Origin of the sequence: Rathayibacter festucae DSM 15932 (genome assembly GCF_004011135.1) — a bacterium.
Lineage (GTDB): Bacteria > Actinomycetota > Actinomycetes > Actinomycetales > Microbacteriaceae > Rathayibacter > Rathayibacter festucae.
Genome location: NZ_CP028137.1, coordinates 4,174,140 through 4,199,313 on the forward strand (window position 1 = coordinate 4,174,140; position 25,174 = coordinate 4,199,313).

Below are 25,174 nucleotides of genomic sequence, written 5' to 3' on the forward strand. Positions count from 1 at the left end.
GGGCGCCAGGGAGGGGGTCACGCCGGCGCGTGCACCAGCTCGGAGATGCGGCGCTTGCACGCGTTGAACTCGGGCGCCGTCACGTCGCGCTCGCCCGGCAGGTCGACCGTCACGATCTCGCTGATGTGCCCGGGCACGCCGTGCGAGGCGCCGCCGGTCATCACCACGACACGGTCGGCGAGGTAGACCGCCTCCTCGATCGAGTGCGTCACGAACAGCACGGTCGTGCCCGTCTCGCGGTGGATCCGCTTCAGCTCCACCTGCAGATCGGAGCGGGTCAGCGCGTCGAGCGCGCCGAACGGCTCGTCCATCAGCAGCAGCGACGGCTCGTTCGCCAGCACCCGCGCGATCGCGACCCGCTGCTGCATGCCGCCGGACAGCTCGCCCGGGAAGCGGTCGGCGAAGCGGGTGAGCCCCACCGCCTCGATGAAGCGGTCGGTCACCTCCGCGGCTGCGGCCTTCGCCAGCTTCTTCCGCCGCGGTCCGTACGCGACGTTCTCGCGCACGCTCAGCCACGGGAACAGCCCGTAGTCCTGGAAGACCACGCCGCGGTCGGGGCCGGGCGCCGAGACGGCCCGGCCGCCGACCTCGACGACGCCCTCGGTCGCCTCCTCGAACCCGGCCAGGATGCGCAGCAGCGTCGACTTGCCGCAGCCGCTCGCGCCGACCACGGCGACGAACTCGCCCGAGCGGACGTCGAGCGAGACGTCGGCCATGGCGAGCACGCCGCCGCCGGCGGTGTCGTAGCGCTTCGCCAGATCGAGCACGTGGACGTCTGCGGTGCGGGCCGGGGCAGTGCCCGGAGCGACGGGGCCGGGGGCGGGGGTGGAGAGCGTCATCGGATCCTCACTTGACGAGCGGCCGGCGGCCGAAGAGCACGCGGAACAGGAGCAGGAGCAGCCGGTCGGAGGCGAAGCCCGCGATCGCGATGCAGATCATCCCGACCACGATCAGGTCGGTGCGCACCACGTCGCGCGCGAGGAAGATCGTCGAGCCGAGGCCCGTGCTCACGCCCGTCGTCTCGCTGAGCACCAGCACGACCCACGCGAGGCCGAGGCCGATGCGCATGCCGTTCACGATCGCGGCGGCGGAGGCCGGCAGCACCACCCGGACGAGCACTCCCGCCCGCGAGGTGCCCAGCATCCGCGCCGCCTCGATCAGCCGCGGCGGCACCTGGCGCGCCCCGCTGATCGTGCCGAGCACGATCGGGAAGAACGCCGACAGCGTGATCAGGAAGATCGACGCCTGGTCGCCGTAGCCGATCAGCAGCGCGACCAGCGGAACCCAGGCCGTCGCCGGCACCGGGCGGAACAGGTTGATGAACGGATCGAACAGCGAGTTGATCGCGTAGTACCGGCCCATCAGCACCCCGAGCGGCACCGCGAGCACCGTCGCGAGCGCGAAGCCGCCGAAGACGCGGCCGGCGCTCGCCGCCAGGTCGGTCCAGAGCAGCCCGCTGAACGCGTCGTTCCGCAAGCCCGCGACGGCGTAGTCGATCAGCGAGACCAGCACGTCGCCCGGGTAGGGCAGGAACGCCATCCGGATGCCGAACGGCAGCTCCCACTCGCCCGCCCGCCCGAACTGCCAGAGCAGCAGGAAGAGGATCGGGACGGGCAGGCCCAGCAGGAAGGTCGTCCAGCCGCTGCGCCCGGGGCGGCGCCGGCGCCGGACGGTCGACAGCCGCTCGGTGGCGGTCGCCGCCTCGGCGGGGCGGGTCGTGGTGGTCATCGGCCGACCGCTCAGGCCGCCGGCGCGAACGTCGTGTCGACGACGTCCTCGATCGCGGGCGCGGAGTCGATGAAGCCGAGCTCCTGCATCTGCGTCGCGAGCGCGCCGAGCTGGCCCTGGTACTCCTCGCTGAGGTCGGAGCGGAGCCAGAAGTTCTCCAGCGCCGACTCGAGCACCTCCTGGTCGCCGCCGAATTCGGCGATCATGTCCGGCAGCCACTCGTCGACGCTCTCGGCCATGTAGGCGGTCGTCGCGGCGTGGGTGTCGACGACTTTCTGCACGACCTCCGGCTGCTCCTCGATCATCGCGCCGGTGGTGACCAGGCCGATGTTCACCCGGCCGATCGGCGTCGCGTACGGGTCGGCGATCTCGGTGCCGCCGGCCGCCTCCGCGATCGAGACGCCGATCTCCACGCCGAAGAACGCGTCGATCGAGCCGCTGGTGAACGCGGACGCCATCTCCGGCACCGGGATCGTGATCAGCTCGAGGTCGTCGTCGGTGAGCTCGGCCTGGTCGAGGTAGTAGCGCAGCGCGACCTCCTGGGCGCTGCCCTGGATGTAGCCGACCTTCTTGCCGGCCAGGTCCTCGACGGAGGAGATGCCCTCGCCGCCGAGGAAGCCCGAGCCGCCGTCCGCGGCGGACGCGACGATCTTCAGGTCCCGGTCCTGCGCGATCGAGGCGATCGTCGGGGTGACGCCCGAGATCGCGAAGTCGATCGTCCCGGCGACCAGGGCATCGCTGAGCGCGGGCGTGGTGTCGAGGGTGATCACCTCGAACTCGACGCCCTCCTCGGCGAACTGCTCGTAGAGGAACGGCTGGTAGAAGTGCGGCTGGCCGCGGAGGGTGCCGACGGTGACGGTGACCGTGTCGCCGCCGTCTCCGGAGGCGGCGTCGCTCGCTCCGGAGCAGGCGACGAGCGAGAGGGTGGCGGCGAGCGCCGCGCCGAGGGCGAGGGCGCGGCGGGCGGTGCGGGTGGACGGCCGGGACAGGGGCATGCGGGCTCCATCGGTGAGGGGTGTCCCCCCACTCAACCGCCCTCAGATGCTGTGCGATTTCTGAGAAGTTTCCGACGTGTAAATCCCTCGATCCCCCTCGCGAGATGCCACTTGAGTACGCGACACGCCGACGAAAGCGTGCACAAGTGGCATCTCGCGGGAGGAAAGGACGCCCCTACGCCGCGAGGAAGCGGTCCGCCGTGCGGAGCGCGAGCGCGACCGTCAGCAGCGCCGGGTTCGCGATGACCGCGCTCGGGAAGACCGAGTTGTCGCAGACGAAGAGGTTCGGCACGTCGAAGCTGCGGCCGTCGCCGTCCACCACCGCGTCGCCCGGGTCGGTGCCCATCCGGCAGGTGCCGAGCGTGTGCGCCGTGCGGGCGATCACCCGGGTGCTGCGCGCGCCCGCCGCCTCGACGATCGCGGTCATCGTCCGGATCGCGTGCTGGTCGATCGCCTCCTCGTTCGAGCCCGGCGAGAAGGTGATCCGCGCCTTCGGCACCCCGTGCTCGTCGAGCTCGTCGGTCAGCACGAGCCGGTTGTCGTCCGAGGGCAGGCACTCCGCGTTGATGCCGACGCCGGCCATGAAGCGGTAGTCGTCGAGCGCCTGCATCAGCGACGGCCCCCACAGCCCGCCGCCGCGGACGAACGACGTCGCCTGGGTGAGCGGCATCGTGCCGAGGCTCTGGATCAGGTAGCCGCCGGCGAAGTCCGCGTCGGCCGGGCGCACGGTGTCCTCGGTGATCACGGAAGAGGGGTAGCCGCGGTAGCCGCGCATCTCCTCGTCGAAGGTGCCCCAGACCTGGGTGGCGCCGTGCGCGAGGAAGTTGCGCCCGACCAGTCCGCTGCTGTTCGCGACGCCGGTGTGCAGGAGCAGCCGCGGCGTCTCCACGCCGCCGGCGCAGAGGAAGAGGGCGGAGCAGCGCTGCCGGCGCTCGACCCCGTCCGCGGTGTAGAGCACGGCGCTGACCTTCCCGGCCGCGTCGAGCTCGATCCCGTGCACGAAGGACTCCGCGCGGATCTCGGCGCCGTCGCGCACCGCGAGCGGCAGGTAGGAGGTGTCCATGCTCCCCTTGGCGCCGGTGCGGCAGCCCTGGTGGCACTGACCGCAGTTGCGGCAGGAGGCGCGCTCGCCGTGCGCCTCCTGGTCCCGGCCCGCGCTGAGGACGGCGGCGGGAGCGTCGGTGGCGCGGATCCCGAGGGCCGCGCAGCCGCGCAGCATCATCTCGGCCGAGGCGTTGCGGTCCACCGGCGCCTGCAGGTAGCGGCGCGAGGGGTCCCACGGGTAGTCGGCCGGCCCGGAGACGCCGATGGTCGCCTCCGCCCGCTCCAGGTAGGGCACGAGCTCGGCGTGCGTCACGGGCCAGTCGCGGCCGAGGCCCGACTCGGTCCGCAGCAGCAGGTCGCGCGGGTCGGGGCGCGGGGTGAAGGCGCCCCAGTGCAGGGTCGAGCCGCCCACGCCGCGACCGCTGTTGTTCGGGCCGAAGGCGGTGGGCGTGCTCCCGCCGCTGAGGCGCTCCTCCATCCAGTTGATCTCGGTCGCCTCGGTCTCGTCGGCGGTGAAGGTCAGCGGATCGAAGTGCGGTCCGGCCTCCAGTGCGACGACCCGGAGGCCGCGCGCGGCGAGGGTCGCCAGGATCGGGGCGCCCCCGGCGCCGGTGCCGATCACGACGGCGTCGACGACCTCGTCGGGGGAGTAGCGGCGCATGCCGGTGGTGTTCATCGGGGGTTCCTCGTGCTGGTCTGCGGGGTGCTGGGTTCGCCGGTGCCGGGCTCGCGGGTGCCGGGCTCCCAGGTGTCGTGCGCGTCGGCGCCGAGGGCGGTGAAGCCCAGGAGCGGGAGGACGTCGCCGCCGGTGGCGTAGCCGTCGAAGCCGATGCGCGCGAGGCTCGCGGGGTGCGCGAGCCACTGCCGGACCAGGTCGTTGCGGCAGTCCTCGAACCAGGCCTTCGCCTGCTCCGCGCTGAACGCGCCGAGCGGCTCGGTGCCCAATGCCTCGAGCCGCGCGTCCTGCTCCTCGGGGGAGAGGTCGTCGACTCCGGCGAGCGCGTCGAGGCCGAGGCGGTAGGCCTCGGGGTCGCTCGGCAGGTCGGCGTTGCGCCAGCCGTCGCCGCGGCCGGCCGCGAGCTGGGCGTCGACGCGGGCGGCGAGGTCGATCCGGCCGGGGGCGGCGCTGTCTCCGCTGTCCTGCGGGACCACCCGGTCCGCGACGGCGCGCAGCGTCGTCAGCTGGGCGGGAGTGAGCGCCTTCGGCGCGTACGCCGGGTCGTCGGCGAGCAGGCGCTCGGCGAAGAGCGCGCGGATCCGGGAGGTGGTGCGGCTGGAGCGGATCGTCTCCGCGACGTCGGCGGGCACGGCCGGTCCGGTGCCGGCCTCGTCGGTCCAGAAGGCGCGGATCGCCGCGGCGACCTCGACCGGCCGCTCGATCGGCAGCAGATGGCCGGCGCCGGGCAGCTCGAGGAGGCGGGCGCGCGGGTAGCTGCGGGCGTTGGTCGCGCGCTGGCCGTCGGCGCCGAGGTCGCCGTCCTCGCCGCCCGCGATCAGCAGCGCGGGCAGGGCGGAGAGCAGATCGGCGACGTCCGTGCGGTCCTCGCGGCTGCCGGTCTCCAGCCAGTCGCGCCAGGCGGCGGGGGAGGAGCGGAGCAGATCGGCGAGCGCCTGCCGGTCCTCGGCGGCGGGGAGGGCGCCGCCGATGTTCTGCTCGAGGAAGGTGCGCGCGTGCTCCGCGTCGAGGGGGCCGTCGGCGACCCAGCCGAGCATCTCGCTCCGCTTCTCCTCGGGCATCGGCTCGGGCGAGAGCGGCGAGCCGGCCAGCAGCACGACGCCCGCGAGCCCGAAGAGTCCGGAGCGGCCCGACAGCGTGCGCGCGGCCACCAGCGAGGCGACCTTCCCGCCCATGCTGTGCCCGACGAGCAGCCAGCGCGAGGCGCCGTGCTCGCGGATCGTGCGGATCACCGCGGACGTCATCGCGTCGAGGGAGGTGTCGCCGGCGTCGCGCGCGTCGCCGTAGCCGGGCAGATCGATCGCCACCACCTCCGCCGTGTCGGCGAGCTCGCGGGCGAGCGGATCGAAGAGGCGGCCGCTGAGGCCGAGCCCGTGCAGGGCGAAGATCGTCGGCCGGCTCGCGGTCGTGGGCATGCAGGTCCTGTCGCATCGGGGAGGCGCCCGAGCGGCTGCGTCCGGCCTCCATGCGACCACAGCGCGGGAACCCGCGTTGCCACTTGCGGCAGGCCCGCGTTCATGCCAGGCGACGGCGGTGCAGCACCATGCCGACATACGCGATCGTTGATATGCTCGCTGCATGCGCACGGAGACCGGAGACCTGCTGATCGAAGCGCGATCGCGGGCCGGACTGCATCAGCGCGAGATGGCGGAGCGAGCCGGAGTCGCCCAGAGCATGATCAGCGCCTACGAGAGAGGCGCGCGAGAGCCGACCCTCCCGACGTTGCGCCGTCTCCTCTCGGCTGCAGGCTTCACCCTCGACCTCTCGCTCGAGCGGAGCGCCGCACCGGCCTCGGCGCTCCCGGGGCCTGTCGGGCGGCAGGTCCTGCGCCACCGTGCCGAGCTCCGCCGGGCGCTGCGTCGTCGCGGCGTCGCCGATGCGCGGATCTTCGGATCCACTGCCCGCGGAGACGACCGCCCGGACAGTGACCTCGATCTCCTCGTGACGATCCCAGCCGGTCTCGGCGTCCTCGGTCTGGCAGGCCTCGAGCGCGAGCTGGGCGACATCCTCGGCGCTCCCGTCGACCTCGTCCCCGAGCAGGGGCTCAAGGAGCACGTGCGCCGCGCCATCGAGCCGGACCTGACGCCGCTGTGAGCAGAGAGCCGCGCCATCGTCTGGCCGACATCGCTGCCGCTGCCGCGGCTATCCGAGCGCACCTCGACCGCGGTGGACTCGACGACGGTCTGGTGTTCGACGCCGTGCGGATGCGCCTCGTCGAGATCGGCGAGGCCGTCAAAGATCTCCCGCAGAGTCTTCTCGAGACGGAACCGGAGGTGCCGTGGCGAGATGTCGCCGGGATGCGCGACCGACTCGCGCACCGCTACTTCGACACCACGCACGCCATCCTTGCGGCGACGGTGACCACGGAACTGCCCGCGCTCGAGGCCGCGGTCCAGCGTCTGCGCGAGCGCGCATCCGAGGATTGACGACTCCTCGCGCTCACGCGCTCTCGCCGAGCGGGAACACCAGCAGCGTCGACGTGGCCGTCGCGACCAGGCGCCCCTGCGCGTCGGTCACCCTCGCCTCCGCGAACGCCACGCGGCGGCCCGGCTTCACGACCGTGCCGACGGCGAGCAGCTCGCCGCTGTCCTGGTGCAGGCCGCGGAGGTAGCTGACGGTGAGGTCGAGCGAGGTGTAGCCGACGCCGATCGGCAGCGTCGACTGCACCGCGCAGCCCGCCGCCGAGTCGAGCACCGTGCAGACGAAGCCGCCGTGCACCCGCCCGATCGGGTTGTAGTGCGATTCGTCCGGCGAGCAGCGGAACTCGACCCGGCCCTCGTCGACCGCGCCGAGCTCCATATTCATCAGCGTGATGATCGGCGGCGGCGGGATCGTCCCGTCCAGCATCGCCCGCAGGTAGTCCAGCCCGTTCATCCGCGTCGCCGCGGCCGCCCCGGCCATTGGATCGTGCCAGGTCACCGTCTTGCTGCGCAGCTCGTCCATGCCCACTCCCTCGTGAAGACTCCGGCGGCGACGACCGGCCGCGCTCGCACCCTACGCGCGTCGGTCCTCGGCGCGTCGGCGCAGCGTCTCGAGGAGGGCGGCCGGGGTCTCCGGGTCGCTGAGGCTGATCGCGAACTCGCTGCCGTGGGTGGTCGTCACGACGAGCCCCGGGCCGGCGCGGAGGAGGAGGGCCGAGCGGCCCGGGGACATCCGGTAGCCCCAGCCGCCCCACTCCGAAGGCCGCAGCGCGGCGGTGCTCACCGAGGCCATCGACGCCAGCGGAATCCGCCGCAGCGGGATGCCGAGCACCCGGGACACGACGCGCAGCCCCCGGCGGTCGGCCGTGACGCGCAGCCGGGTGAAGCCGAGCATCACGACGGCGCTCGTCCCGAGCACGATCGCCATCGCGATCGCCGGTCCCGTGTCGCCCGTGGCGAGCAGACCCGGGACGGCGGCCGCCGCGATGAGCAGCAGCACCACTCCCGTGACGGCGAACACCCGGCCGGTGACGGTGTGCGACCAGGCGCCGGTCTCCTCGGCGCCGAGCGGGAGCCGGTCGGCGGCGACCCGCGGCGCGTGCCGGGTGGGCGGCGCGATCAGCGCCGGCACCACGGCGAACAGCCCGCCGCCGAGGAGCGCGAGGAGCCAGGCGCCGAGCACGGCCTCCTCCGCCGACCCCGCGGCCAGCGTCGTGCCGACCGAGGTCGCCCAGCCGCCGGCACCGAGACCGGCGACCAGCCCGAGTCCGCCGAGCAGGAGGCGCGGGGCGCGGCCGAACGCGGCGGCGACGAGTCCGGCGACGGCGGGCACCCCCGCCAGCAGCAGTGCCAGCCGGAGGAGGACCGCGACGCTCTGCGACTCGTCCGCGGCGCCGGTGCTCGACCAGTGCGAGGCGAGCACGGGCGGGAGCCGGTCGCCGAGGACGGCCCGCGAGACGAGGACCGCCGCGGCGGGGAGCAGGAGCGACGCGGCGGCGACGAGCGTGCGCGGGCTGCGGTCGGTGGTGGTGCCGGTGGTGGTCACGGTGCGGTCCTCTCGAGAAGGCGGATGACGTCGGCGCGGCTGATGCCGCTGCGGCGGGCCTCGGCGGCGAGCTGCTCGACGAGGGCGGTGACGCGCACGAGGCCGGGGCCGGCCGACTCCGCGATCCAGGCGCCGCGCCCCCGTCGCATCTGCAGGATCCCGTCGTCGCGGAGCGCACCGTAGGCGCGCAGAACGGTGTGCATGTTGATGCCGAGGGAGTCGGCCAGCTCGCGCGCCGGGGGCAGGCGGTCGCCCGCCGAGAGCTCGCCCGCCGCCACAGCGGCGCGGACCTGCGCCTCGAGCTGATCGGCCAGCGAGCGCGGCGAGGAGTGGTCGACGCGCAGCAGCATGTTTGCAATATTAGTAGAACAATGCGCGAGGAGTCGAGCGCGCTAGCGTGGAGGGTCCAGCACGGGAGAGGGGACCCCGATGACGACTCCGGTCACCGGTGCGCCGTCCGCGGCCCGGCGCGCGGCCACCCTGCGCCTCGCCGGCCTCTTCGTCGCGGCCGCCGGACTGCTGGACGTCGTGTTCCTCGTCGCCCCGACCGGCTCCGGCTCCCTGCTCGCGGCGCGCGCCGTCGTCCTCCTCGGTGCGGGGCTGCTCGCGGCCGCCGCCTCGGTCCTCGCGCGCGGCGCCGACTCGAAGGGCGGGCTGGTCGGCCCGACCGGAGCGACGGCGCTGATCGTCTTCGCGGTCCTGATCGTGCTGCGGCCGATCGTGAACTGGTCCTCGCCGAGCACGACCGGCTCGACAGCGACACCCGAGATGATCACCGCCGCGACGCTCGTGCTGGTCCTCGCCGTGCTCGCCTTCGCCGCGGGAGTGGTGGGGCTCGTCGCGCTCGCGCGCTCGCACACGGTCCCGCGGCGGGTGATCGTGACCGCCGCCGTCGCGGTGGCCGTCAACGCCGTCGGCGGGTACGCCGTGTCGGCCCCGCTCCTGGTCACCGCGACGCCGTCGCAGGAGCTGCTGCTCGGCCTCTCGCTCGCCGCCTCGCTCGCCGGAGCGCTGTCGATCCTCGCGACGGGGATCGTCTGGCTGCTGGCGGCCCGCTCGATCGCCCGCGCGGGCTGACCGGCGCGCCGCCCCGCAGCACGAGAGCGCTCGGGACGCCTCCGCTCAGCACGACAGCGCTCAGGACGGCCCGCTCAGGACGCCCGGCTCCGAACGACCCTGCTCAGGACGACAGTGCCAGCGACACCGCCAGCACCACCATCACGACCGCGACCGCGCCGTCGAGCACCCGCCAGGCCGTCCGGCTGCGGAACAGTGGGCGCAGCGCCCGCGCCCCGAAGCCCAACGCGGTGAACCACAGCACGCTGCCCAGCGCCGCCCCCGCGCCGAACCACCAGCGCTCGTCGCCGTGCGTGTTCGCGACGGAGCCGAGCAGCACCACCGTGTCGAGGTACACGTGCGGGTTGAGCAGTGTCAGGGCGAGGCAGGTGCCGATCGCCGTCCGCAGCGAGGTGGAGGCACCGGCCGGGTCGCCCTCGAGCGTCCCCGGGCGCAGGGCCCGCCGCGCGGCGAGCACCGCGTAGGCGAGCAGGAAGACGATCCCGCCCCAGCGGATGACCACCAGCAGCCACGGCGCCGACTCGAGCACCGCGCCGATCCCGGCGATGCCGAGGATGATCAGCGCCGCATCCGCCAGGGCGCAGATCGCGACGACGGCGAGCACGTGCTCGCGGCGGAGCCCCTGCCGCAGCACGAAGGCGTTCTGCGCGCCGATGGCGATGATGAGCGAGAGGCCGAAGCCGAGGCCGGACACGGCGGCGAGGAGGGGGGACACGACTCCGACGCTAGGGGCGACCGCGCCTGTAGACCAGCTCACGCTCCTTCAGTACCGTAAGCGCGACTGATGGGGAATGCGATGCTGACCGACGATCTCGACCTCGCCCGCCTCCGCGCCCTCGCCGCCGCGGTGCGCTTCGGCTCGTTCGACGCCGCCGCGCGCGAGCTGCACGTCACGCCCTCCGCGCTCAGCCAGCGGATCAAAGCGCTCGAATCGGCGGCCGGGCGGGTGCTGCTGGTCCGCTCGCGTCCCGTCGTCGCCACCGAGGCGGGCGCCGGCCTGCTCCGGCTGGCCCGTCAGATCGAGCTGCTCACCGAGGACGCCGTCCGCGCGCTCGACGGCGGTGCGCGCGAGGGCCGCGGACCGGTGACGGTGCCGATGGCGGTGAACGCCGACTCGCTCGCGACCTGGGTCCTGCCCGCGCTCGCGACCGTCCCCGAGGTCGTCGTCGAGCTGCACCGCGAGGACCAGGAGCACACCACCGCGTTCCTGCGCGACGGCACCGTGCTCGCCGCGGTGACGGCCGAGGCGGAGGCGGTGCTCGGCTGCACCGTCGCCCCGCTCGGCGTGATGCGCTACCGGGCGATGGCCGCCCCCGCCTTCGCCGAGCGCTGGTTCCCGGAGGGGCCGGACGCGGCGGCGCTCGCCGTCGCCCCCGTCGTCGTCTTCGACGAGAAGGACCGCCTGCAGGCCCGGTTCCTCGCCGCGGCCGGCGTCGAGGCCCGCCCGCCGCAGCACCGCGTGCCCGGCTCGGCCGACTTCGAGCAGGCCGTGCGCCTGGGCCTCGGCTGGGGCATGCTCCCCGAGCTGCAGGCCCCCGTCGGCGCGCCGGGCCTCGTCCCCCTCGGTGGCGCCCCCGTCGACGTCCCCCTCTACTGGCAGCAGTGGTCCCTGCACACCCCGAGCCTCGACGCGGTCGCCGCCGCGATCACCACCGCCGCCCACACGACCCTGCGCGTCTGATCCCCGCCGCGAGATGCCACTTGTGCACGCGACACGCCGTGAAAAGCGTGCACAAGTGGCATCTCGCGGAGCCGACGGGGCGGGGGTCAGACGGCGAAGACGTCGCGGAGGGTCACCGTCTCGAGGGAGCGGGCGCGGAGGAGGTCGACCAGCTGCGCGTAGACCGTCGTGACCGGGTCGAAGTTCGCGTGCCCGATCACGATGCGCTGCGGCCGGAACCACTGGTCCGCGAAGCCGAGCAGCTGCTCCGGCGTGATCCGCCCCGAGTCCGAGAGCGAGCCGTACCAGAGCGTCGTCGCCGTGTAGCCGACGGCCGCCGCGGCCGCCCGGCTGCGCGCGTCGGTGTAGCCGAACGGCGGGCGGTAGAACGGCGCGGCCTCCACGCCGTAGGTCGCGCGGATGAAGTCGCCGTTGCGGCCGAGCTCCTCCTGGATCCCGTCGTCCGAGAGCGAGGTCAGGTCGGCGTGCGACCAGGTGTGGTTCGCGAGCTGCACCTGCCCGCTCGCGACGAGCGGCGCGAGTGCCGGCGCGTTCACGGTCCAGGAGTCGTACTTCCCGTTGAGGAAGAAGGTGAGCCGGGTCCCGGTGTCCTTCGCGAACTGCGCGTAGGCGGCGACGACGTCGGAGTCGGCGCCGTCGTCGACCGTCCACGCCATCAGGTTCCCGTCGCCGGGCAGCTCGGTGATCGTGCCCTCCGGGAGCGGGAAGCGCGCGCGGATCGGCACGGGCGCCGCCGTCGCCGTGGGCACGGGGCGCGGCGGGGGAGTGGGAGTGGGGGTGGGAGTCGTGGTCGCGGCCACCGGCGTCGCGGTCGGCGTGAGCCGCCCGGTGCTCGTGCACCCGGCCAGGCCGACGGCGGCGGAGGCGATCCCCAGCAGCAGCGCACGGCGCCGCAGTGCATCCGGCCTCGAGCCGTTCATGATTCCCCCCGCGGCGACCCGGACCCCCCGGTGCACCGGAGCGACCGTAGCACCGGCGGGTCTTGCAGGGTGCGCGCGTGTCGCCTAAGCTACTCGGGTTGCGTGCATCTGCACGCTCTTGCGCGCTGCCCTCCGGGCGGGACCCCGGTCCTCCTCGACAGGCGGGCGGTGCGCCGACAAGTGACCTTGGGTGGGTCGGGCGAGGCCTCGTGCCGCGCGTGGCCCACGGTACCCACACATGGAGGAAACCATGGCAGCAGTCTGCCAGGTGACCGGAGCCGTTCCCGGCTTCGGACACGCCATCTCGCACTCGCACCGGCGCACCAAGCGCCGCTTCGACCCGAACGTGCAGAAGAAGACGTACTACGTCCCGTCCCTGCGCCGTAACGTCACGCTGACGCTGTCGGCCAAGGGCATCAAGGTCATCGACGCCCGTGGCATCGAGTCCGTCGTGAAGGATGTTCTCGCTCGTGGGGTGAAGATCTAATGGCCAAGCAGCAGGACGTCCGTCCGATCATCAAGCTCCGCTCGACGGCCGGAACCGGTTACACCTACGTGACCAAGAAGAACCGCCGCAACGACCCCGACCGTCTCGTGCTCAAGAAGTACGACCCCGTAGTGCGCAAGCACGTCGACTTCCGCGAGGAGCGCTAAGTATGGCCAAGAAGAGCAAGATCGCCCGCAATGAGCAGCGCAAGGTGGTCGTCGACCGCTACGCCGCCAAGCGCCTCGAGCTGAAGAAGGCCCTCGTCGACCCCGCCGGGACCGACGAGTCCCGCGAGGCCGCCCGCACGGGTCTCCAGAAGCTCCCCCGCAACGCCTCGCCCGTCCGCGTCCGCTCGCGCGACGCCGTCGACGGCCGCCCCCGCGGCAACCTCTCGAAGTTCGGCATCTCGCGTGTCCGCTTCCGTGACATGGCCCACCGCGGCGAGCTGCCCGGCATCACCAAGTCGAGCTGGTAAGCGGCGCCCGCATTTCTGCGTGAACACCGAAAGGCCCCACGATCTCGAGATCGCGGGGCCTTTCGGCGTTCCCGGTCGGGGCGTCCCTGCCGCCCCTCCCGCAGTCGGCTTCTCGAAGTGGCGGGGTTCCGCAGAGCGTCCTGCGTCCGCTGCGGAGAATCGCTTGGCACGCGATTCTCCGATTCGCTCGCGCGTTCCGCTTGCGCCGCTTGTTCCGGACGGTGATCCGTCGCGAACGGCTCCTTCTTCCGCTCTCTGGCAGCCGTTCGTGACGGATGGCGACGGCTCGCACACGCCGGCGGGCCCCTTGCATGCTGATCGAGTAGGCCGCGGAGCGGGCGTATCGAGATCCGCCGTGACCGGGTGTGAGGCCTGCACGCCGCCCTCTCGATGACGGTGGGTCTCGATACGCCCCTGGCGGGGCTACTCGACCAGCATGGGCGGGGCCGCCGGGCCACCTCATGGCGCCGCGTAAAATGGCGGGCATGACAAGCAGCCTTCCGACCGTCGCCGAGATCGCGGCGCTCATCGACCACGCGATCCTCAAGCCCGAGCTGACCCGCACCGAGGTCGACGCGCAGCTCGACGAGGCGCGCGCGGCCGGCGTCTTCAGCGTCTGCGTGCGCCCCTCCGACATCGCGCACGCCGTCCGCCGGCTCGAGGGCTCGGGTGTCCTCGTCGGGACGGTCATCGGCTTCCCGCACGGCACGACGTCGACCGCGGCGAAGGTCGCGGAGTCGACGCAGGCCCTCGCCGACGGTGCCGTCGAGCTCGACATGGTCGTCAACATCGGGCGCCTGCGCAGCGGCCTCCTGGAGGACGTCGAGGCCGACATCCGCGCGGTCGTCGAGGCCGCCGAGGGCCACGTCGTCAAGGTCATCCTCGAGACCAGCTACCTCGACGACGAGCAGATCGTCGCCGGCAGCGAGGCCGCCGAGCGCGCGGGCGCCGACTTCGTCAAGACCGCGACCGGCTTCGGCGGCGGCGGCGCGAACGAGCACGACCTGCGCCTGATGCGCGGCTCCGTCTCCGACGCCGTCCAGGTCAAGGCCTCGGGAGGCGTCCGCGACCTCGACACGCTCCTCGCCTTCCGCGAGCTCGGCGTCACCCGCTTCGGCACGAGCGGCTCGGCGACCATCCTCGGCGACCTCACCGCCCGTCAGTCCGGCGACGCCTCCGCCGCCCGCGTCGACACCGCGTCGTACTGAGCGCCGTGCGCGGGGGAGGGCCGTCCGGTCGGCGCGCGGCGGCGGAGGGCGGGTCCCTCGACGTCGTCGCGAAGGCGCTGAAGGAGCGGGTCTACGCCGCCTTCACCGGGCTGGCCGTCGTGATGATCTACGCCGTCGACGAGCAGGCCGACTCCGCGCACGCCCTGCGCAGCCTCGTCATCGCGATCGTCGGCATCTCGGCCGCCGGCTTCGTCGCCGACGTGATCGCGCACCAGGTCGCCCACGCCGCGACCCCCACCGCGGCCGAGGCTCGCGTCATGCTCCGGATCGCCGGCGGCGCCCTCGCCTCGGCCTCGCTCCCCGTCCTGGTGCTGATCGCCTCGGCGCTCGGCTGGATCGACGACGTGGTCGCGCTGCGGATCGGCGTCGGCGTCTACGTCGCGACCCTCGCCGGCATCGCCCTGATCGCGATCGTCCGGGCCGGCCTCGGTGTCGGGCAGAGCATCATCGGCCTGCTCGGCCTCGTCGGACTGGGAGCCGCCGTCGTCGGCGTGCTCGCCCTGTCGCACTGAGGGGCGGGCGATCGTGACCGGCACCCGCACCCGCGTCGAGCTCGGCCGCCGGGAGGACCTCGGCGCCGACTGCGCCAACTGCTTCGGCCTCTGCTGCGTCGCCCTCGCGTTCACCCGCTCCGCCGACTTCCCGGTCGACAAGCCGGCCGGTGAGCCGTGCGCGAACCTCGACACTGAGGACGCCTGCACGATCCACCGGCGGCTGCGCCCCGAGGGCTTCGCCGGCTGCACCGTCTTCGACTGCTTCGGCGCCGGCCAGAAGGTCTCGATGCAGACGTTCGGCGGCGTCTCCTGGCGCAGCGACGCGGAGGTGCGCGCGCGGATGTTCGCGGTCTTCCCGCTGATGCGCCGCCTGCACGAGCTGCTCTGGTACCTCGACGTGGCCCTCGGCCTGCGCGGGATCGACGCCGCGCTGCGGGACGCGGTGCGCGTCCGCTTCGACGCGGTGCACGCCCTGACGCTCGCCGACGCCGACGCGATCCTCGCGGCCGACGTCGATGCGGAGTACGGCGCCGCCCGTCCGCTGCTGATCGCGGCGAGCGCGGCCGCGCGGAACGACGGGCCACGGCGGCGGCGGCACGGCCGGCTGCGCCTGCAGCCCGGCGCCGACCTCGTGGCGGCCGCCCTCGCGGGCGCCGATCTGCGGGGCGCCGACCTGCGCGGCTCCCTGCTGATCGCCGCGGACCTCCGGGGCGCGGATCTCCGCGGCTGCGACGTCCTCGGCGCCGATCTGCGGGACGCCGACGTGGCGGGGGCCGATCTCTCGACGGCGATCTACCTCACGCAGGCGCAGGTCAGCAGCACGCGCGGCGACGCGCGGACGGCGCTGCCGCCGGACTTCGAGCGCCCGTCGCACTGGGCGGCGAGCAGCGGACGCTGAGGGTCAGCCCTCGACGGTGCCGGCGGCCGAGCCGTCGTCGTCGAGGCCGAGGCCGCCGAGGACCTCGCGGTGGAGCAGGTGCGACCCGTTCCAGTTCTCGATCACGCACTGCGGGAAGGCCTCGAGGTCGAGGGCGTCCAGCCAGCTGGCGGCGGCTTCGCGTGCCCAGGACTCGGTGGAGTAGACGCCGAGGATCTCGGTCTCGTCCGCGAACGGCCCGGTGGTCGAGAGCACGTAGTGACCGACGCTCATGGCTGCTCCTTCATCGTCGCGCAGTGGCGCGCATTGACAAGCCTGTCACAAACACGCTCTTGCGGAGAGCCGATGTCGGCGGCTAGGAGATGCTGTCGCGAAGTCGCGCATTCAGGGCTGCGAGGGCGGCGGCGATCTCGACGTCGTCGGCGCCGGGCAGGACCGCGCCGCCCTGCGCGAGGCTGTGCCGGAGGGAGTCGAGCTCGGGGGTGCCGAGGCGGCCGGCGGAGGTGAGCACCTCGAGGGTGGTGAGGACTCCGATGAGCGCGACGGCGTCGTCGACGTCGAGGGGTCGGGCGCAGTTGTTCTCCATGCGCATCTCCAGGGGTTCGGTGCCGCGCGGGGGACGCGGTCGGGGGGGGGGGGCGGGTGGGGCGGGGGAGGGGGCGCTGCCGGCTTCGGGGCCGGACGCACCGAGACGCCCCGCGGCCGGATCGACCGCGGGGCGTCAGGGGTGGTGCGGGGTGATCAGGCGACGCGCGGCTCGGCCTCGGGGGCGTCGTCCTCGGGGATGTACACGTCCTGGACGGTGACGTTGATCTCGGCGACGTCCATGCCGACGATCTCGCGGATCGCGCGGCCGACGGCGGAGCGCACGCCCTCCGCGACGTCCTGGAGCGCGGCCGGGTACTCGGCGACGATCGTGACGTCGGCGGCGACCTGGCGCTCGCCGACCTCGACCTTGACGCCCTGGGCGCGGTCGTCGTTGCCGAGCGCGCCGCGGATGGCGCCGAGGGCGCGGGCGGCGCCGTTGCCGAGGGCGTGCACGCCGGGCACCTCGCGAGCCGCGATGCCGGCCACCTTCGCGATGACGCCGTCGTCGATGACCGTGCGTCCGGTCCCGTTCGTCGTCGTGGTGTTCGCGGTGCTCTCGGCCATGATCTCCTCTTTCGTCTCGGTGCCCGGTCGGTCGATCGGGCGGTTCAGAGGTAGGACGGAGCGTGCACGGCGAACGTCACGGTGGAGTCCCGGCTGCCCAGGGGACTGCCAGGGTCGGGACGGAGACGGGCCTCATCGCGCCGTCTGCTGGGCCAGGAACGCGAGGGTCCGCTCCAGCGCCTCGCGCGCCTCCGGCAGCTCGAGGTGGAACTGGTACTCGTGGCCGAGCTCGCTCTCGTGCCCGTCGCCCCAGAGCAGCGCCGTGACCGGGACGCCGAGCGAGCGCAGCTGCGCCGCGAACGGGCGCGACTGCTGCGCGGTGAGCGGGTCGGCGTTGCCGCCGCTGAGGAACGTCGGCGGGAACCGCGGCGTGACGTGCTCGATCGTCGACATCCACCGGGCGGCGTCGGAGGTCCACCAGGCCCGCCGGCCGGTGTACGCCCAGAGGGCGGCGCGCAGCCCGCGGCCGGCGAGGCCGGTGGCGCGGGCGAGGGCGGCGAGGTCGAAGACCCCGCAGTGCAGGATCACCGCCCGCACGGCGTCGACGGGCAGGGTCGTCGTGAGCCCGGCCGCGCGGGCGTAGGAGGGGTTGGTGATCGCGGTGGCGAGCTGGCTCGCGAGCTGAGCCCCCGCGGAGTCGCCGGCCAGGACGAGGCGGTCCCGCGCGATCCCGAGTCGGCCGGCGCTGCGGCGCAGGTGCTCGAGCGCGGCGAGGAGCTGCCGCGGCGCGGTCGGGTGCACCGCCTCGGGCCCGCGGCTGTAGTCGAGCGAGACGACGGTGTAGCCGGCCTCGGCGAGCAGGCGCAGGTAGGGGTCCACGTCGCGCCGGTGGCCGGAGACCCAGCCGCCGCCGTGGATCCAGACCACGGTCGGGCGCGAGCCGGCTCCCGCGGAGCGGAGGACGTCGGCCGTCGTGGCCGGAGCGTCCGGACGCGCCGGGATCGGCTCGGCGACCCGCTGGATCCCCTCCGGAGCGAACGGCAGCATCGCCGCGGCCGTCCGCCGCGCCTCGCGCTCGAAGACCGCGCGGACCGCCAGCGCGGCCGGCCAGGACGCGGCCCGGATCGGCGTCGCACGCACGGTGCCCCCTCCTCGCGTCGATCGCCCGGCCCCCACCGGCGACGCATCACGAAGGGTACGCACCGCATGTTTCCGCCGTGCGACGGCGCAGGTGGCAGGCTGGGCGGGTGACGGACGAGACGAGCGCGCAGGCCGCCCCGGAGACGACGGCGAGCGCACCGGCGACCCGCCCGACGGCCCTCCGCGCGAGGGCGCTGCTCGTGCTGGCGCTGATCGGCGCGATCGGCGGGATGCTCTCGGGCGCGTTCGGCGTCGGCGGCGGCATCGTGATGGTGCCGATGCTGATCGCCTGGGCCGGGATGGACCAGCGTCGGGCCTCCGCGACCTCGCTGCTGGCGATCGCGCCCACGGCCGTGGCGGGCGCCTTCGGCTATGCGCTGGGCGGGCAGGTCGCCTGGGTCCCCGCCGCGGTGATCGCCGCGGCCGCGATGATCGGCGCGGTCCTCGGCTCCTGGCTGCTCGCGAGGCTTCCGCTCGGCGTGCTCCGCTGGCTGTTCGTCGCCCTGCTCGTGGCCGCGGCGGTGCGGATGGCGGTGTTCGGCTCGAACGAGACCGGCGACGTCGCCGAGGGCTGGGGCGTCTGGCCGGGCTTCGGCGGGCTGGGCCTGGCGATGGGTGTCGCCTCGGGGCTCTTCGGGATCGGTGGCGGCGCGATCGCCGTGCCCGTCCTCGTCGGGGCGTTCGGCCTCGCCGACCTGCTCGCCAAGGGCACCTCGCTCGCCGCGATGATCCCGACGGCGATCAGCGGCTCGATCGCGAACGCGCGCCGCGGGCTGCTCGACGTCCGCGCGGGGCTCGTGGTCGGCCTCTGCGCGACGGGGTTCTCCTTCGCCGGGGTAGCGCTGTCGTTCCTGCTGCCCGCGCGGATCTCGGGCGTGCTGTTCGCCGCGCTGCTGCTCCTCGCGGCGCTGCAGCTCGCGCTGAAGGGGCGGGGGAAGCGGTCCTGATCCGGGATCCGCACCGGTCGCCTCTTGACACCGTCCTGATGTAAGTGTTTGATCAGTCACATGCCGACCACGACACCCCGCTCCACCGCAGAAGCTCAGCGCGAGCGGATCACCACGGCCGCCGTGCACGTCTTCGCCCGCACCGGCTACTCCGCCACGCCGATCACCGAGGTCGCGTCGGAGGCGGGGGTCTCGCCCGCCTACGTCTTCCGGCTCTTCCCCGGCAAGCTCGGCGTCTTCGTCGCCGCGGTCGACCGCTGCTACGAGCTGGTGGCGTCGACGCTCGCCGCGGCGGGGGAGGCCTCGGTCTCGTCGGACCCGGCCGACCGGCTCGAGGCGATGACCCTCGCCTACATCGATCTGATCGCCGACCGCGACCTGATCATGCTGCAGTCGCAGGCGCAGAGCGCGAGCGGGGTGCCCGAGATCCGCGAGGCCGTCCGCCGCGGCATCTCGACGGTCGTCCGCACGGTGAGCGTCGTCTCCGGCGCCGACGGCCCGGCCGTGCAGCGCTTCATCGCCTACGGCCAGCTCTGCCACCTGATCGTGCAGACCGACCTCGGCGGCGTCGACTCCGAGTGGGCGCGCATCGTCTCCGCGGGCATCCGGCACCACGACTGAGCACCGGCGAGCAGCCACATGCTGGTCGAGTAGCCCCGCAGGCTTTCCATGCTGGTCGAGTAGCCCCGCAGGGGCGTATCGAGACCCACCGTCGTCAGCAGGGCGGGTCTGCAGACTCGGCCTCTGAAGCTGGTGGATCTCGATACGCCCGCTGCGCGGGCTACTCGATCACCATGTATCTCCCCACATCGACATCGTCATCTCTTCGACTCAAACAAAGTGACTGTCCAGTCACTCACCATCACCCTCAAGGAGCACCCCATGACCACCGCCCTCCCGCTCACCACCACCCGCGTCGTCCTCCCCGGGCTCGTCGAGCCGTCCGGACTCCTCCTCGAGCAGGCCGCCGTCGAGCCGCCTGCGGCCGGCGAGCTGCTCGTCGCCGTCGAGGCCACCGGCATCTCCTTCGCCGAGCAGTCGATGCGCCGCGGCCGCTACTTCGCCCAGCCCGCCTTCCCCTTCACGCCCGGCTACGACCTCGTCGGCCGGGTGCTCGCCGTCGGTCCCGGCGGCGACGCCTCGCTCGAGGGCCGCCGCGTCGCCGCGCTCACCAAGACCGGCGGCTGGACCGGCCACGCCCGGGTCGCCGCGCGCGACTGCGTCCTCGTCCCCGAGGGCGTCGCGCCCGAGGACGCCGAGGCCGTGGTGGTGAACGGAGTGACGGCCTGGCAGATGCTGCACCGCTCGGCCCGGCTCTCCTGCGGCGACACGATCCTCCTGTTCGGAGCGAACGGCGGCGTCGGCGGCCTCGTGCACCGGCTCGCCTCGCTCGAGGGCATCCGGGTGATCGGCGCCGCCTCGCCGCGGCACCACGACGCCCTCCGCGCGGCGGGCGTCGAGCCGGTCGACTACGCCGACCCGGAGCTCGCCGCCCGCGTCCGCGAGCTCGCACCGGGCGGCGTGCAGGCCGTCTTCGACAACATCGGCGGCGAGACCACCCGCCTGGCCTGGTCGCTGCTCGCGCCCGGCGGCACCCTCGTCGCCTACGCGATCGTCAGCGCGAGCACCGGCAGCATCTGGCCGCCGTTCCTGAAGCAGCTCGCCCGGGTGCAGGCCTACCAGCTGGCGCCGAACGGGAAGCGGGCCGTCTTCTACGACCTCTGGTCCGGGCACTCGCTCCGGCCCGCCCGGTTCCGTGCGCGGCTCGAGGAGGACCTGGGCCGCGTGCTCGCGCTGCTCGCGGACGGCTCGCTCACCGCCAACATCGCGGCGCGCTTCCCGCTCACGGAGATCGTGGCGGCGATGGAGCTCGCCGAGTCGCGCACGCTCGACGGCAAGGTGATCCTGCTGCCCTGATCGCCGCGGCCGGGGAGCGGGCCCTCGAGAGCATGGAAAAATGGGAGGTGATGTCCTCCCGAGCCGCATGAGCGCCGCCACCTACCTGACCGCCTCGATCCCGCTGCGCCTCGCGAGCGCGGGCATGGTCGTCGCCCTGCCCGTCCTCGCCGTCGAGCGCCTCGACGACGTCGCCCTCGGCGGGCTCCTGACGGGCGCCGCCCTGTTCCCGAGCGTGATCGCCGCTCCGCTCGTGGGCACGGTGCTCGACCGGGTGCGAGCGCCGCGCCGGCTGCTGGTCGGCGCGGCGCTGGCCACCGCCGCCTCGTTCGCGCTCGCGTCCTTCCTCGGCGACGTGCCGACGGCGCTGATCGCGCTGCTCCTGGTGATCGCGGGCCTGGCCACCCCGGTCTACATGGGCGGCATGTCGAGCTTCGTGACCAGCGCGATCGCCGACCCGCGCCGCGCCTACGCCCAGGACTCGCTGTCCTACACCGTCGCCTCGATCGGCGGCCCCGCGATCGCCGGGCTGGTGATCGCCGTCGCGTCGGCCCGCTTCGCCATGCTCGCGATGGCCGCCCTCGCGCTCGTCGGCGTCCTCGGCTCGCTCGCCCTGCGGATGGAGGCGCGGCCCACCCCCACCGTCGGCGTCCGGCGCACCATCGCGGCCGGTGTCACCCACCTCGTGCGGCATCGGCCGATCGCGATCGTCACCCTCTCCGGGACGATCAGCCAGATCGGCGGCGGCGCGGCCGGCGTCGCGGCGATCGGCCTGTCGCTCGAGCGGGTGGGGAGCACCGACGCGGCGGCCGGGCTGCTCACCGCGTTCGCCGTCGGCGGGCTGCTCGGTGCGATCGCGGTCGCCATGCGGCGCTGGACGCACCGCCCGCCGGCCTGGGTGATGGGCGCGGGCTTCGCCGCGACCGGTGTCGCCCTGCTCGCCGCCGCGCCCGACCTCGGGATCGTCGTGGCCCTCGTCGCGTTCGCCGTCGCCGGAGTCTTCACCGCGCCCGCGAACGCCGCGATGCTCCTGCTGCGCGATCAGGAGAGCCCGGCGGCCGTCCGCTCCCAGGTCTTCACCATCGGCGCGGGCCTGCGCGCCGCCGCCGCCGCGGTCGGCGCCGCCCTCGCCGGAGCCGCGTCCTCTCTCGACGCCGGCTGGCTCATCCTCGGCATCGCCGCCGTCTGGATAGCCTCGGGCCTGCTCCTCACCCTCTTCCCCCGCCCGGTGGACACGCGCTGATCCCCGCCGCGAGATGCCACTTATGAGCGCGACACGCCGTGAAAAGCGTGCACAAGTGGCATCTCGCGGGGAGGGTCAGGCGGTCAGGCGGCGGCGCCCGAGAGGGTGCCGGTGCTGGGGCCCGCGGGGTCGGTGATCAGGCAGTTGATGACGCGGTCGCCGCCGTCCCAGCTCTCCTGGGTCGGGTAGTAGTAGCTGAAGTCGTACTGCGACTCCTCGTAGCTGAGGCCGACGAAGCCCTCGAACGCGGCCTGGCACTCGGAGTCGGCCTGCTCGGTGGTCGCCGTCTCGCCGGGGTACTCGTCCGCGTCGGCCATCGTGATGTTCTGGAAGACCTCGTAGCTGTGCGCGTCGGAGCACGGCACGGTCGGCACGTCGGTGACCTCGGTCGCGGTCTCGCTCAGCTCGTCGTTCAGGCAGTCGCCGACGCGGAGCTGGAAGACGTCGGTCGTGCCGCCGTCGACGATCTCGCCCGAGGTGTCGTCGCGGGTCTCGCCGCCCATCATGCTGTTGATCCCCGAGCAGCCGGTGAGGCCGAGGGCGAGGGCCGCGGCGGCGGCGAGGACGAGGGCGGAACGGCGGCGGTTCATCGGAGGCTCCAGACGGCGGTGACGGGGTCGGCTCCAGGGTAGGGGCGGCGGGGCCCGCCGGGGCACCCCCTCTGCGGTGCGGTCCGCTACTCCGATCGTCGCCGCCCGGCAAGGCCCCGCGAGGGGCAGGCGAAGTCCAGCCGGGTGGAGTCGAATGGGGTCATGGCTCAGAAGACCGTCGCAGACCAGCTCATCGCCCAGCTCATCGACGCCGGGGTCGCCCGGATCTACGGGATCGTCGGGGACTCGCTCAATCCGATCGTCGACGCGGTGCGCCGCAGCGGCGGCTCGGCGAAGGGCGGGATCGACTGGATCCACGTCCGCAACGAGGAGGCCGCCGCCTTCGCGGCCGGCGCGGAGGCGCAGATCACCGGGAGGCTGGCGGTCTGCGCCGGGAGCTGCGGCCCCGGCAACCTGCACCTGATCAACGGCCTGTACGACGCGCACCGCTCGGGTGCTCCCGTGCTCGCCATCGCGAGCCACATCCCGAGCGGCGAGATCGGCTCCGGCTACTTCCAGGAGACGCACCCCGACCGCCTCTTCGTCGAGTGCTCGCACTACCGCGAGCTGGTCTCGACGGCGGCGCAGGCCCCGCGGGTCGTCAACGCGGCGATGCGCAGTGCCGTCGCGCTCCGCGGCGTGGCCGTGGTGACCCTCCCGGGCGACGTCGCCGAGTTCGAGGCGGAGGGCGACTTCCCGTCCTTCGTGCTGCCGGAGCGGCCGGCCCTGGTGCCCGCCGCGGCCGACGTCCGCGCGCTCGCGCAGGCGATCGACGAGGCGAAGACGGTCGCGATCTTCGCCGGCGCGGGCGTGCGGGACGCGCACGACGAGGTGGTCGCGTTCGCCGAGCTGATCGGAGCGCCGATCGGGCACAGCCTGCGCGGCAAGGAGTGGATCCAGTACGACAACCCCTACGACGTCGGCATGACCGGGCTGCTCGGCTACGGCGCCGCCCACGCGGGCATGCACGACGCCGACCTCCTGATCCTGCTGGGCACCGACTTCCCCTACGAGCAGTTCCTGCCGGACGCGTCGAAGGTCGTCATCGCGCAGGTCGACAGCGACGCCTCCAAGCTCGGCCGCCGGGTGAGCGTCGCGCACCCGGTGCACGGCGACGTCGCCACGACCCTGGACGCGCTGACCCCGCTGGTGAAGCGGAAGGACCACCGCTTCCTCGACCGGATGCTGAAGAAGCACGAGAAGCTCGTCACCGGCGTGGTCGGCAAGTACACCGAGGTCGCCACGAAGCGGCCGATCCACCCCGAGCTGGTCGCGTCGACGCTCGACTCCCTGCTCGCCGACGATGCGATCGTCACCGCCGACACCGGCATGGGCAACGTCTGGCAGGCGCGCTACATCACGCCGAACGGGCGCCGACGCCTGCTCGGCTCGTACTCGCACGGCTCGATGGCGAACGCACTGCCGCACGCCGTGGGCGCCCAGATGGCGCAGCCCGGCCGCCAGGTCGTCTCGCTGAGCGGCGACGGCGGGCTCTCGATGCTGATGGGCGAGCTGGTGACGGTCGCGGCGTACAAGCTGCCGGTGACGATCGTCGTCTTCAACAACTCGACGCTCGGGCTGGTGAAGGTGGAGATGCTGGTCGACGGCTTCCCGGACTTCGCGGTGGACGTGCCGATGGTCGACTACGCGCAGGTCGCGACGGCGGTCGGCATCCGGGGGATCCGGGTCGAGGACCCGCGCGAGGTGGAGTCCGCACTGCGCGAGGCGCTCGCGGACCCGGGGCCCGTGCTCGTGGACGTGGTCACCGATCCGCTCGCGCTCTCGCTGCCGCCGACGGTCACCGGTGCCCAGGTGAAGGGCTTCGCGCTGGCGATGTCGAAGATGGTGATGAACGGCGGCGCGGGCGAGGCGATCGCGCTGGCCCGCTCCAACGTCAAGCACGCGCTGCCGTGATCGACGCTCCCGCGATCGACCGCGCCGCGCTGGCGACCGGCACCTGGTTCGTGCGCGGCTCGAGCCTGCCGCTCTGGCGGGGGCGCGAGGGGGTCGCGATCACCTACGCGCCCCTGCCCGGCGGCGAGGTCGGCGACGTGGTCAGCTGGCGCGGCCGCCGCTCGACGCGCTACGTGGTCGGGATCGACGCCCCCGACCCCGCGGATCCCGACGGCTTCCGCTGGCGGGGCGTCGAGCCGCTGACGCTGCTGGCCCGCAGCCGCTGGTCCTTCGTCGCGGCCGATGCCGAGGCGGGCTGGGCGCTGACCCGCTTCGCCCGCACGCCGTTCACCCCGGCGGGAGTCGACGTGTACGTCCGCGACGCGCGGCCGGCCGCAGGCGTGCTCGCCGCCGCCCTCGAGGCCTGCGCCGCGGACCCGCGCACGGCGCCGCTGCGCCCCCGGATGTTCGAGGTCGCGCCCTGACGATTCGGGCTCGGACGGTGGTGGATCTCGATACGCCCGCTGCGCGGCCTACTCGATCAGCATGATCGGGGCTGCACGGCCCGGCGGATCAGCATGAACGGGCCTGCACGGCCCGGTCGACAAGCATGAACGGGGCTGCACGGCCCGGCGGATCAGCATGGAAGGCGCCGCACAGGCGCCTCATGCTGGTCGAGTAGCCCCGCAGGGGCGTATCGAGACCCGCTGTTCCCAGCAGGGCC

Annotated in this window: 31 protein-coding genes; 16 read left to right on the top strand and 15 right to left on the bottom strand. The window is 73.7% G+C overall.

Going from position 1 to position 25,174, the window contains the following annotated elements:
* Positions 1 to 17: 17 nt before the first annotated feature.
* The 5 genes from C1I64_RS18975 to C1I64_RS18995 form a co-directional block, all read right to left on the bottom strand.
* A complete protein-coding gene (locus tag C1I64_RS18975; RefSeq protein ID WP_127888295.1) occupies positions 18 to 839 on the bottom strand; it encodes an ABC transporter ATP-binding protein in 822 nt (273 codons plus the stop codon).
* Between the two features lie 7 nt (positions 840 to 846).
* The gene (locus tag C1I64_RS18980) at positions 847 to 1,728 is read right to left on the bottom strand and encodes an ABC transporter permease (protein WP_123444763.1); all 882 of its coding nucleotides are present in this window, start codon (positions 1,726 to 1,728) and stop codon (positions 847 to 849) included.
* 11 nt (positions 1,729 to 1,739) lie between these two features.
* Entirely contained in the window at positions 1,740 to 2,723 is a 984-nt protein-coding gene (locus C1I64_RS18985) for an ABC transporter substrate-binding protein (protein ID WP_127888296.1), read from the bottom strand.
* A gap of 175 nt (positions 2,724 to 2,898) precedes the next feature.
* Positions 2,899 to 4,443: a GMC family oxidoreductase gene (locus tag C1I64_RS18990; RefSeq protein WP_127888297.1), complete on the bottom strand. Its 1,545-nt coding sequence runs from the start codon at positions 4,441 to 4,443 to the stop codon at positions 2,899 to 2,901.
* Positions 4,440 to 5,858: an alpha/beta hydrolase gene (locus C1I64_RS18995; RefSeq protein WP_164874602.1), complete on the bottom strand. Its 1,419-nt coding sequence runs from the start codon at positions 5,856 to 5,858 to the stop codon at positions 4,440 to 4,442. The genes C1I64_RS18990 and C1I64_RS18995 overlap by 4 nt, the downstream gene beginning before the upstream one ends.
* Before the next feature lie 163 nt (positions 5,859 to 6,021).
* Here C1I64_RS18995 and C1I64_RS19000 point away from each other — a divergent pair, with 163 nt between their 5' ends.
* The gene (locus tag C1I64_RS19000) at positions 6,022 to 6,537 is read left to right on the top strand and encodes an XRE family transcriptional regulator (protein ID WP_127888299.1); all 516 of its coding nucleotides are present in this window, start codon (positions 6,022 to 6,024) and stop codon (positions 6,535 to 6,537) included.
* Complete coding sequence (locus C1I64_RS19005; protein WP_127888300.1) at positions 6,534 to 6,869, top strand: HepT-like ribonuclease domain-containing protein; 336 nt, start codon at positions 6,534 to 6,536, stop codon at positions 6,867 to 6,869. The genes C1I64_RS19000 and C1I64_RS19005 overlap by 4 nt, the downstream gene beginning before the upstream one ends.
* Before the next feature lie 13 nt (positions 6,870 to 6,882).
* Here the strand turns inward: C1I64_RS19005 and C1I64_RS19010 are convergent, their stop codons facing one another.
* The 3 genes from C1I64_RS19010 to C1I64_RS19020 are packed head-to-tail and all read right to left on the bottom strand — an operon-like array spanning position 6,883 to position 8,759.
* Complete coding sequence (locus C1I64_RS19010) at positions 6,883 to 7,386, bottom strand: PaaI family thioesterase (RefSeq protein ID WP_127888301.1); 504 nt, start codon at positions 7,384 to 7,386, stop codon at positions 6,883 to 6,885.
* Positions 7,387 to 7,437: 51 nt separating this feature from the next.
* Positions 7,438 to 8,409, bottom strand: coding sequence for a hypothetical protein (locus C1I64_RS19015; RefSeq protein WP_127888302.1), 972 nt, complete (start codon positions 8,407 to 8,409; stop codon positions 7,438 to 7,440).
* Positions 8,406 to 8,759 carry a GntR family transcriptional regulator gene (locus C1I64_RS19020; protein ID WP_127888303.1) on the bottom strand — a complete coding sequence of 118 codons (354 nt, stop codon included), beginning with the start codon at positions 8,757 to 8,759 and terminating at the stop codon, positions 8,406 to 8,408. Before C1I64_RS19020 ends, C1I64_RS19015 begins: the two co-directional genes overlap by 4 nt.
* A 79-nt stretch (positions 8,760 to 8,838) precedes the next feature.
* Here C1I64_RS19020 and C1I64_RS19025 point away from each other — a divergent pair, with 79 nt between their 5' ends.
* Positions 8,839 to 9,486 carry a hypothetical protein gene (locus C1I64_RS19025; protein ID WP_127888304.1) on the top strand — a complete coding sequence of 216 codons (648 nt, stop codon included), beginning with the start codon at positions 8,839 to 8,841 and terminating at the stop codon, positions 9,484 to 9,486.
* Between the two features lie 103 nt (positions 9,487 to 9,589).
* Here the strand turns inward: C1I64_RS19025 and C1I64_RS19030 are convergent, their stop codons facing one another.
* On the bottom strand, positions 9,590 to 10,201 hold the full coding sequence (locus tag C1I64_RS19030; RefSeq protein ID WP_208645168.1) for a LysE/ArgO family amino acid transporter: 612 nt from the start codon (positions 10,199 to 10,201) through the stop codon (positions 9,590 to 9,592).
* A gap of 81 nt (positions 10,202 to 10,282) precedes the next feature.
* Between C1I64_RS19030 and C1I64_RS19035 the strand changes: the two genes are divergently transcribed.
* Complete coding sequence (locus C1I64_RS19035) at positions 10,283 to 11,167, top strand: ArgP/LysG family DNA-binding transcriptional regulator (protein ID WP_127888306.1); 885 nt, start codon at positions 10,283 to 10,285, stop codon at positions 11,165 to 11,167.
* An 86-nt stretch (positions 11,168 to 11,253) separates the two neighbouring features.
* Here C1I64_RS19035 and C1I64_RS19040 read toward each other — a convergent pair whose 3' ends face one another.
* Positions 11,254 to 12,087 (bottom strand): polysaccharide deacetylase family protein, encoded by an 834-nt coding sequence (locus C1I64_RS19040; protein ID WP_127888307.1) that lies wholly within the window; start codon positions 12,085 to 12,087, stop codon positions 11,254 to 11,256.
* Positions 12,088 to 12,337: 250 nt separating this feature from the next.
* On the opposite strand from C1I64_RS19040, the gene rpmB reads away from it, so the two are divergent.
* The 6 genes from rpmB (at position 12,338) to C1I64_RS19070 (ending at position 15,670) form a co-directional block, all read left to right on the top strand.
* Complete coding sequence (gene rpmB, locus C1I64_RS19045) at positions 12,338 to 12,574, top strand: 50S ribosomal protein L28 (RefSeq protein ID WP_056038148.1); 237 nt, start codon at positions 12,338 to 12,340, stop codon at positions 12,572 to 12,574.
* Positions 12,574 to 12,741, top strand: coding sequence for a 50S ribosomal protein L33 (rpmG, locus tag C1I64_RS19050; RefSeq protein ID WP_027692168.1), 168 nt, complete (start codon positions 12,574 to 12,576; stop codon positions 12,739 to 12,741). Before rpmB ends, rpmG begins: the two co-directional genes overlap by 1 nt.
* Positions 12,742 to 12,743: 2 nt before the next feature.
* A complete protein-coding gene (rpsN, locus tag C1I64_RS19055; RefSeq protein ID WP_123444774.1) occupies positions 12,744 to 13,049 on the top strand; it encodes a 30S ribosomal protein S14 in 306 nt (101 codons plus the stop codon).
* A gap of 485 nt (positions 13,050 to 13,534) precedes the next feature.
* Positions 13,535 to 14,257, top strand: coding sequence for a deoxyribose-phosphate aldolase (gene deoC / locus C1I64_RS19060; RefSeq protein WP_127888308.1), 723 nt, complete (start codon positions 13,535 to 13,537; stop codon positions 14,255 to 14,257).
* A 5-nt stretch (positions 14,258 to 14,262) separates the two neighbouring features.
* A complete protein-coding gene (locus C1I64_RS19065) occupies positions 14,263 to 14,790 on the top strand; it encodes a hypothetical protein (RefSeq protein WP_123444776.1) in 528 nt (175 codons plus the stop codon).
* A 13-nt stretch (positions 14,791 to 14,803) separates the two neighbouring features.
* Positions 14,804 to 15,670, top strand: coding sequence for a pentapeptide repeat-containing protein (locus C1I64_RS19070; protein ID WP_127888309.1), 867 nt, complete (start codon positions 14,804 to 14,806; stop codon positions 15,668 to 15,670).
* Positions 15,671 to 15,673: 3 nt separating this feature from the next.
* Here C1I64_RS19070 and C1I64_RS19075 read toward each other — a convergent pair whose 3' ends face one another.
* The 4 genes from C1I64_RS19075 to C1I64_RS19090 form a co-directional block, all read right to left on the bottom strand.
* The gene (locus C1I64_RS19075; protein ID WP_123444778.1) at positions 15,674 to 15,922 is read right to left on the bottom strand and encodes a hypothetical protein; all 249 of its coding nucleotides are present in this window, start codon (positions 15,920 to 15,922) and stop codon (positions 15,674 to 15,676) included.
* Positions 15,923 to 16,004: 82 nt separating this feature from the next.
* On the bottom strand, positions 16,005 to 16,235 hold the full coding sequence (locus C1I64_RS19080) for a hypothetical protein (protein WP_123701598.1): 231 nt from the start codon (positions 16,233 to 16,235) through the stop codon (positions 16,005 to 16,007).
* Between the two features lie 155 nt (positions 16,236 to 16,390).
* On the bottom strand, positions 16,391 to 16,801 hold the full coding sequence (locus tag C1I64_RS19085; RefSeq protein WP_123444780.1) for an Asp23/Gls24 family envelope stress response protein: 411 nt from the start codon (positions 16,799 to 16,801) through the stop codon (positions 16,391 to 16,393).
* A gap of 132 nt (positions 16,802 to 16,933) precedes the next feature.
* Positions 16,934 to 17,881: an alpha/beta hydrolase gene (locus C1I64_RS19090; protein WP_123701600.1), complete on the bottom strand. Its 948-nt coding sequence runs from the start codon at positions 17,879 to 17,881 to the stop codon at positions 16,934 to 16,936.
* Between the two features lie 107 nt (positions 17,882 to 17,988).
* On the opposite strand from C1I64_RS19090, the gene C1I64_RS19095 reads away from it, so the two are divergent.
* From C1I64_RS19095 to C1I64_RS19110, 4 genes are all read left to right on the top strand, one after another.
* Positions 17,989 to 18,828 (top strand): sulfite exporter TauE/SafE family protein, encoded by an 840-nt coding sequence (locus C1I64_RS19095; protein WP_127888310.1) that lies wholly within the window; start codon positions 17,989 to 17,991, stop codon positions 18,826 to 18,828.
* A 60-nt stretch (positions 18,829 to 18,888) separates the two neighbouring features.
* The gene (locus C1I64_RS19100; RefSeq protein WP_127888311.1) at positions 18,889 to 19,449 is read left to right on the top strand and encodes a TetR/AcrR family transcriptional regulator; all 561 of its coding nucleotides are present in this window, start codon (positions 18,889 to 18,891) and stop codon (positions 19,447 to 19,449) included.
* Between the two features lie 261 nt (positions 19,450 to 19,710).
* Complete coding sequence (locus C1I64_RS19105; RefSeq protein WP_127888312.1) at positions 19,711 to 20,745, top strand: medium chain dehydrogenase/reductase family protein; 1,035 nt, start codon at positions 19,711 to 19,713, stop codon at positions 20,743 to 20,745.
* A gap of 67 nt (positions 20,746 to 20,812) precedes the next feature.
* Positions 20,813 to 21,967: an MFS transporter gene (locus C1I64_RS19110; protein WP_164874603.1), complete on the top strand. Its 1,155-nt coding sequence runs from the start codon at positions 20,813 to 20,815 to the stop codon at positions 21,965 to 21,967.
* 83 nt (positions 21,968 to 22,050) lie between these two features.
* On the opposite strand, the gene C1I64_RS19115 is transcribed toward C1I64_RS19110, so the two are convergent.
* Positions 22,051 to 22,557, bottom strand: a complete 507-nt coding sequence (locus tag C1I64_RS19115; RefSeq protein ID WP_123444786.1) for a septum formation family protein — start codon at positions 22,555 to 22,557, stop codon at positions 22,051 to 22,053.
* Positions 22,558 to 22,719: 162 nt separating this feature from the next.
* Between C1I64_RS19115 and C1I64_RS19120 the strand changes: the two genes are divergently transcribed.
* Both C1I64_RS19120 and C1I64_RS19125 read left to right on the top strand, forming a co-directional pair.
* Positions 22,720 to 24,471 (top strand): pyruvate dehydrogenase, encoded by a 1,752-nt coding sequence (locus C1I64_RS19120; RefSeq protein WP_127888314.1) that lies wholly within the window; start codon positions 22,720 to 22,722, stop codon positions 24,469 to 24,471.
* Positions 24,468 to 24,935: a hypothetical protein gene (locus C1I64_RS19125; RefSeq protein WP_127888315.1), complete on the top strand. Its 468-nt coding sequence runs from the start codon at positions 24,468 to 24,470 to the stop codon at positions 24,933 to 24,935. Before C1I64_RS19120 ends, C1I64_RS19125 begins: the two co-directional genes overlap by 4 nt.
* Positions 24,936 to 25,174: the final 239 nt, after the last annotated feature.

Excerpts from the sequence above, each read along its gene's own strand:
- C1I64_RS18975 (WP_127888295.1), bottom strand. The coding sequence starts at position 839 with ATGACGCTCTCCACCCCCGCCCCCGGCCCCGTCGCTCCGGGCACTGCC.
- C1I64_RS18980 (WP_123444763.1), bottom strand. The coding sequence starts at position 1,728 with ATGACCACCACGACCCGCCCCGCCGAGGCGGCGACCGCCACCGAGCGG.
- C1I64_RS18985 (WP_127888296.1), bottom strand. The coding sequence starts at position 2,723 with ATGCCCCTGTCCCGGCCGTCCACCCGCACCGCCCGCCGCGCCCTCGCC.
- C1I64_RS18990 (WP_127888297.1), bottom strand. The coding sequence starts at position 4,443 with ATGAACACCACCGGCATGCGCCGCTACTCCCCCGACGAGGTCGTCGAC.
- C1I64_RS18995 (WP_164874602.1), bottom strand. The coding sequence starts at position 5,858 with ATGCCCACGACCGCGAGCCGGCCGACGATCTTCGCCCTGCACGGGCTC.
- C1I64_RS19000 (WP_127888299.1), top strand. The coding sequence starts at position 6,022 with ATGCGCACGGAGACCGGAGACCTGCTGATCGAAGCGCGATCGCGGGCC.
- C1I64_RS19010 (WP_127888301.1), bottom strand. The coding sequence starts at position 7,386 with ATGGACGAGCTGCGCAGCAAGACGGTGACCTGGCACGATCCAATGGCC.
- C1I64_RS19020 (WP_127888303.1), bottom strand. The coding sequence starts at position 8,759 with ATGCTGCTGCGCGTCGACCACTCCTCGCCGCGCTCGCTGGCCGATCAG.
- C1I64_RS19025 (WP_127888304.1), top strand. The coding sequence starts at position 8,839 with ATGACGACTCCGGTCACCGGTGCGCCGTCCGCGGCCCGGCGCGCGGCC.
- C1I64_RS19035 (WP_127888306.1), top strand. The coding sequence starts at position 10,283 with ATGCTGACCGACGATCTCGACCTCGCCCGCCTCCGCGCCCTCGCCGCC.
- C1I64_RS19040 (WP_127888307.1), bottom strand. The coding sequence starts at position 12,087 with ATGAACGGCTCGAGGCCGGATGCACTGCGGCGCCGTGCGCTGCTGCTG.
- rpmB (WP_056038148.1), top strand. The coding sequence starts at position 12,338 with ATGGCAGCAGTCTGCCAGGTGACCGGAGCCGTTCCCGGCTTCGGACAC.
- rpmG (WP_027692168.1), top strand. The coding sequence starts at position 12,574 with ATGGCCAAGCAGCAGGACGTCCGTCCGATCATCAAGCTCCGCTCGACG.
- rpsN (WP_123444774.1), top strand. The coding sequence starts at position 12,744 with ATGGCCAAGAAGAGCAAGATCGCCCGCAATGAGCAGCGCAAGGTGGTC.
- deoC (WP_127888308.1), top strand. The coding sequence starts at position 13,535 with ATGACAAGCAGCCTTCCGACCGTCGCCGAGATCGCGGCGCTCATCGAC.
- C1I64_RS19075 (WP_123444778.1), bottom strand. The coding sequence starts at position 15,922 with ATGAGCGTCGGTCACTACGTGCTCTCGACCACCGGGCCGTTCGCGGAC.
- C1I64_RS19080 (WP_123701598.1), bottom strand. The coding sequence starts at position 16,235 with ATGGAGAACAACTGCGCCCGACCCCTCGACGTCGACGACGCCGTCGCG.
- C1I64_RS19085 (WP_123444780.1), bottom strand. The coding sequence starts at position 16,801 with ATGGCCGAGAGCACCGCGAACACCACGACGACGAACGGGACCGGACGC.
- C1I64_RS19100 (WP_127888311.1), top strand. The coding sequence starts at position 18,889 with ATGCCGACCACGACACCCCGCTCCACCGCAGAAGCTCAGCGCGAGCGG.
- C1I64_RS19105 (WP_127888312.1), top strand. The coding sequence starts at position 19,711 with ATGACCACCGCCCTCCCGCTCACCACCACCCGCGTCGTCCTCCCCGGG.
- C1I64_RS19110 (WP_164874603.1), top strand. The coding sequence starts at position 20,813 with ATGAGCGCCGCCACCTACCTGACCGCCTCGATCCCGCTGCGCCTCGCG.
- C1I64_RS19115 (WP_123444786.1), bottom strand. The coding sequence starts at position 22,557 with ATGAACCGCCGCCGTTCCGCCCTCGTCCTCGCCGCCGCCGCGGCCCTC.
- C1I64_RS19120 (WP_127888314.1), top strand. The coding sequence starts at position 22,720 with ATGGCTCAGAAGACCGTCGCAGACCAGCTCATCGCCCAGCTCATCGAC.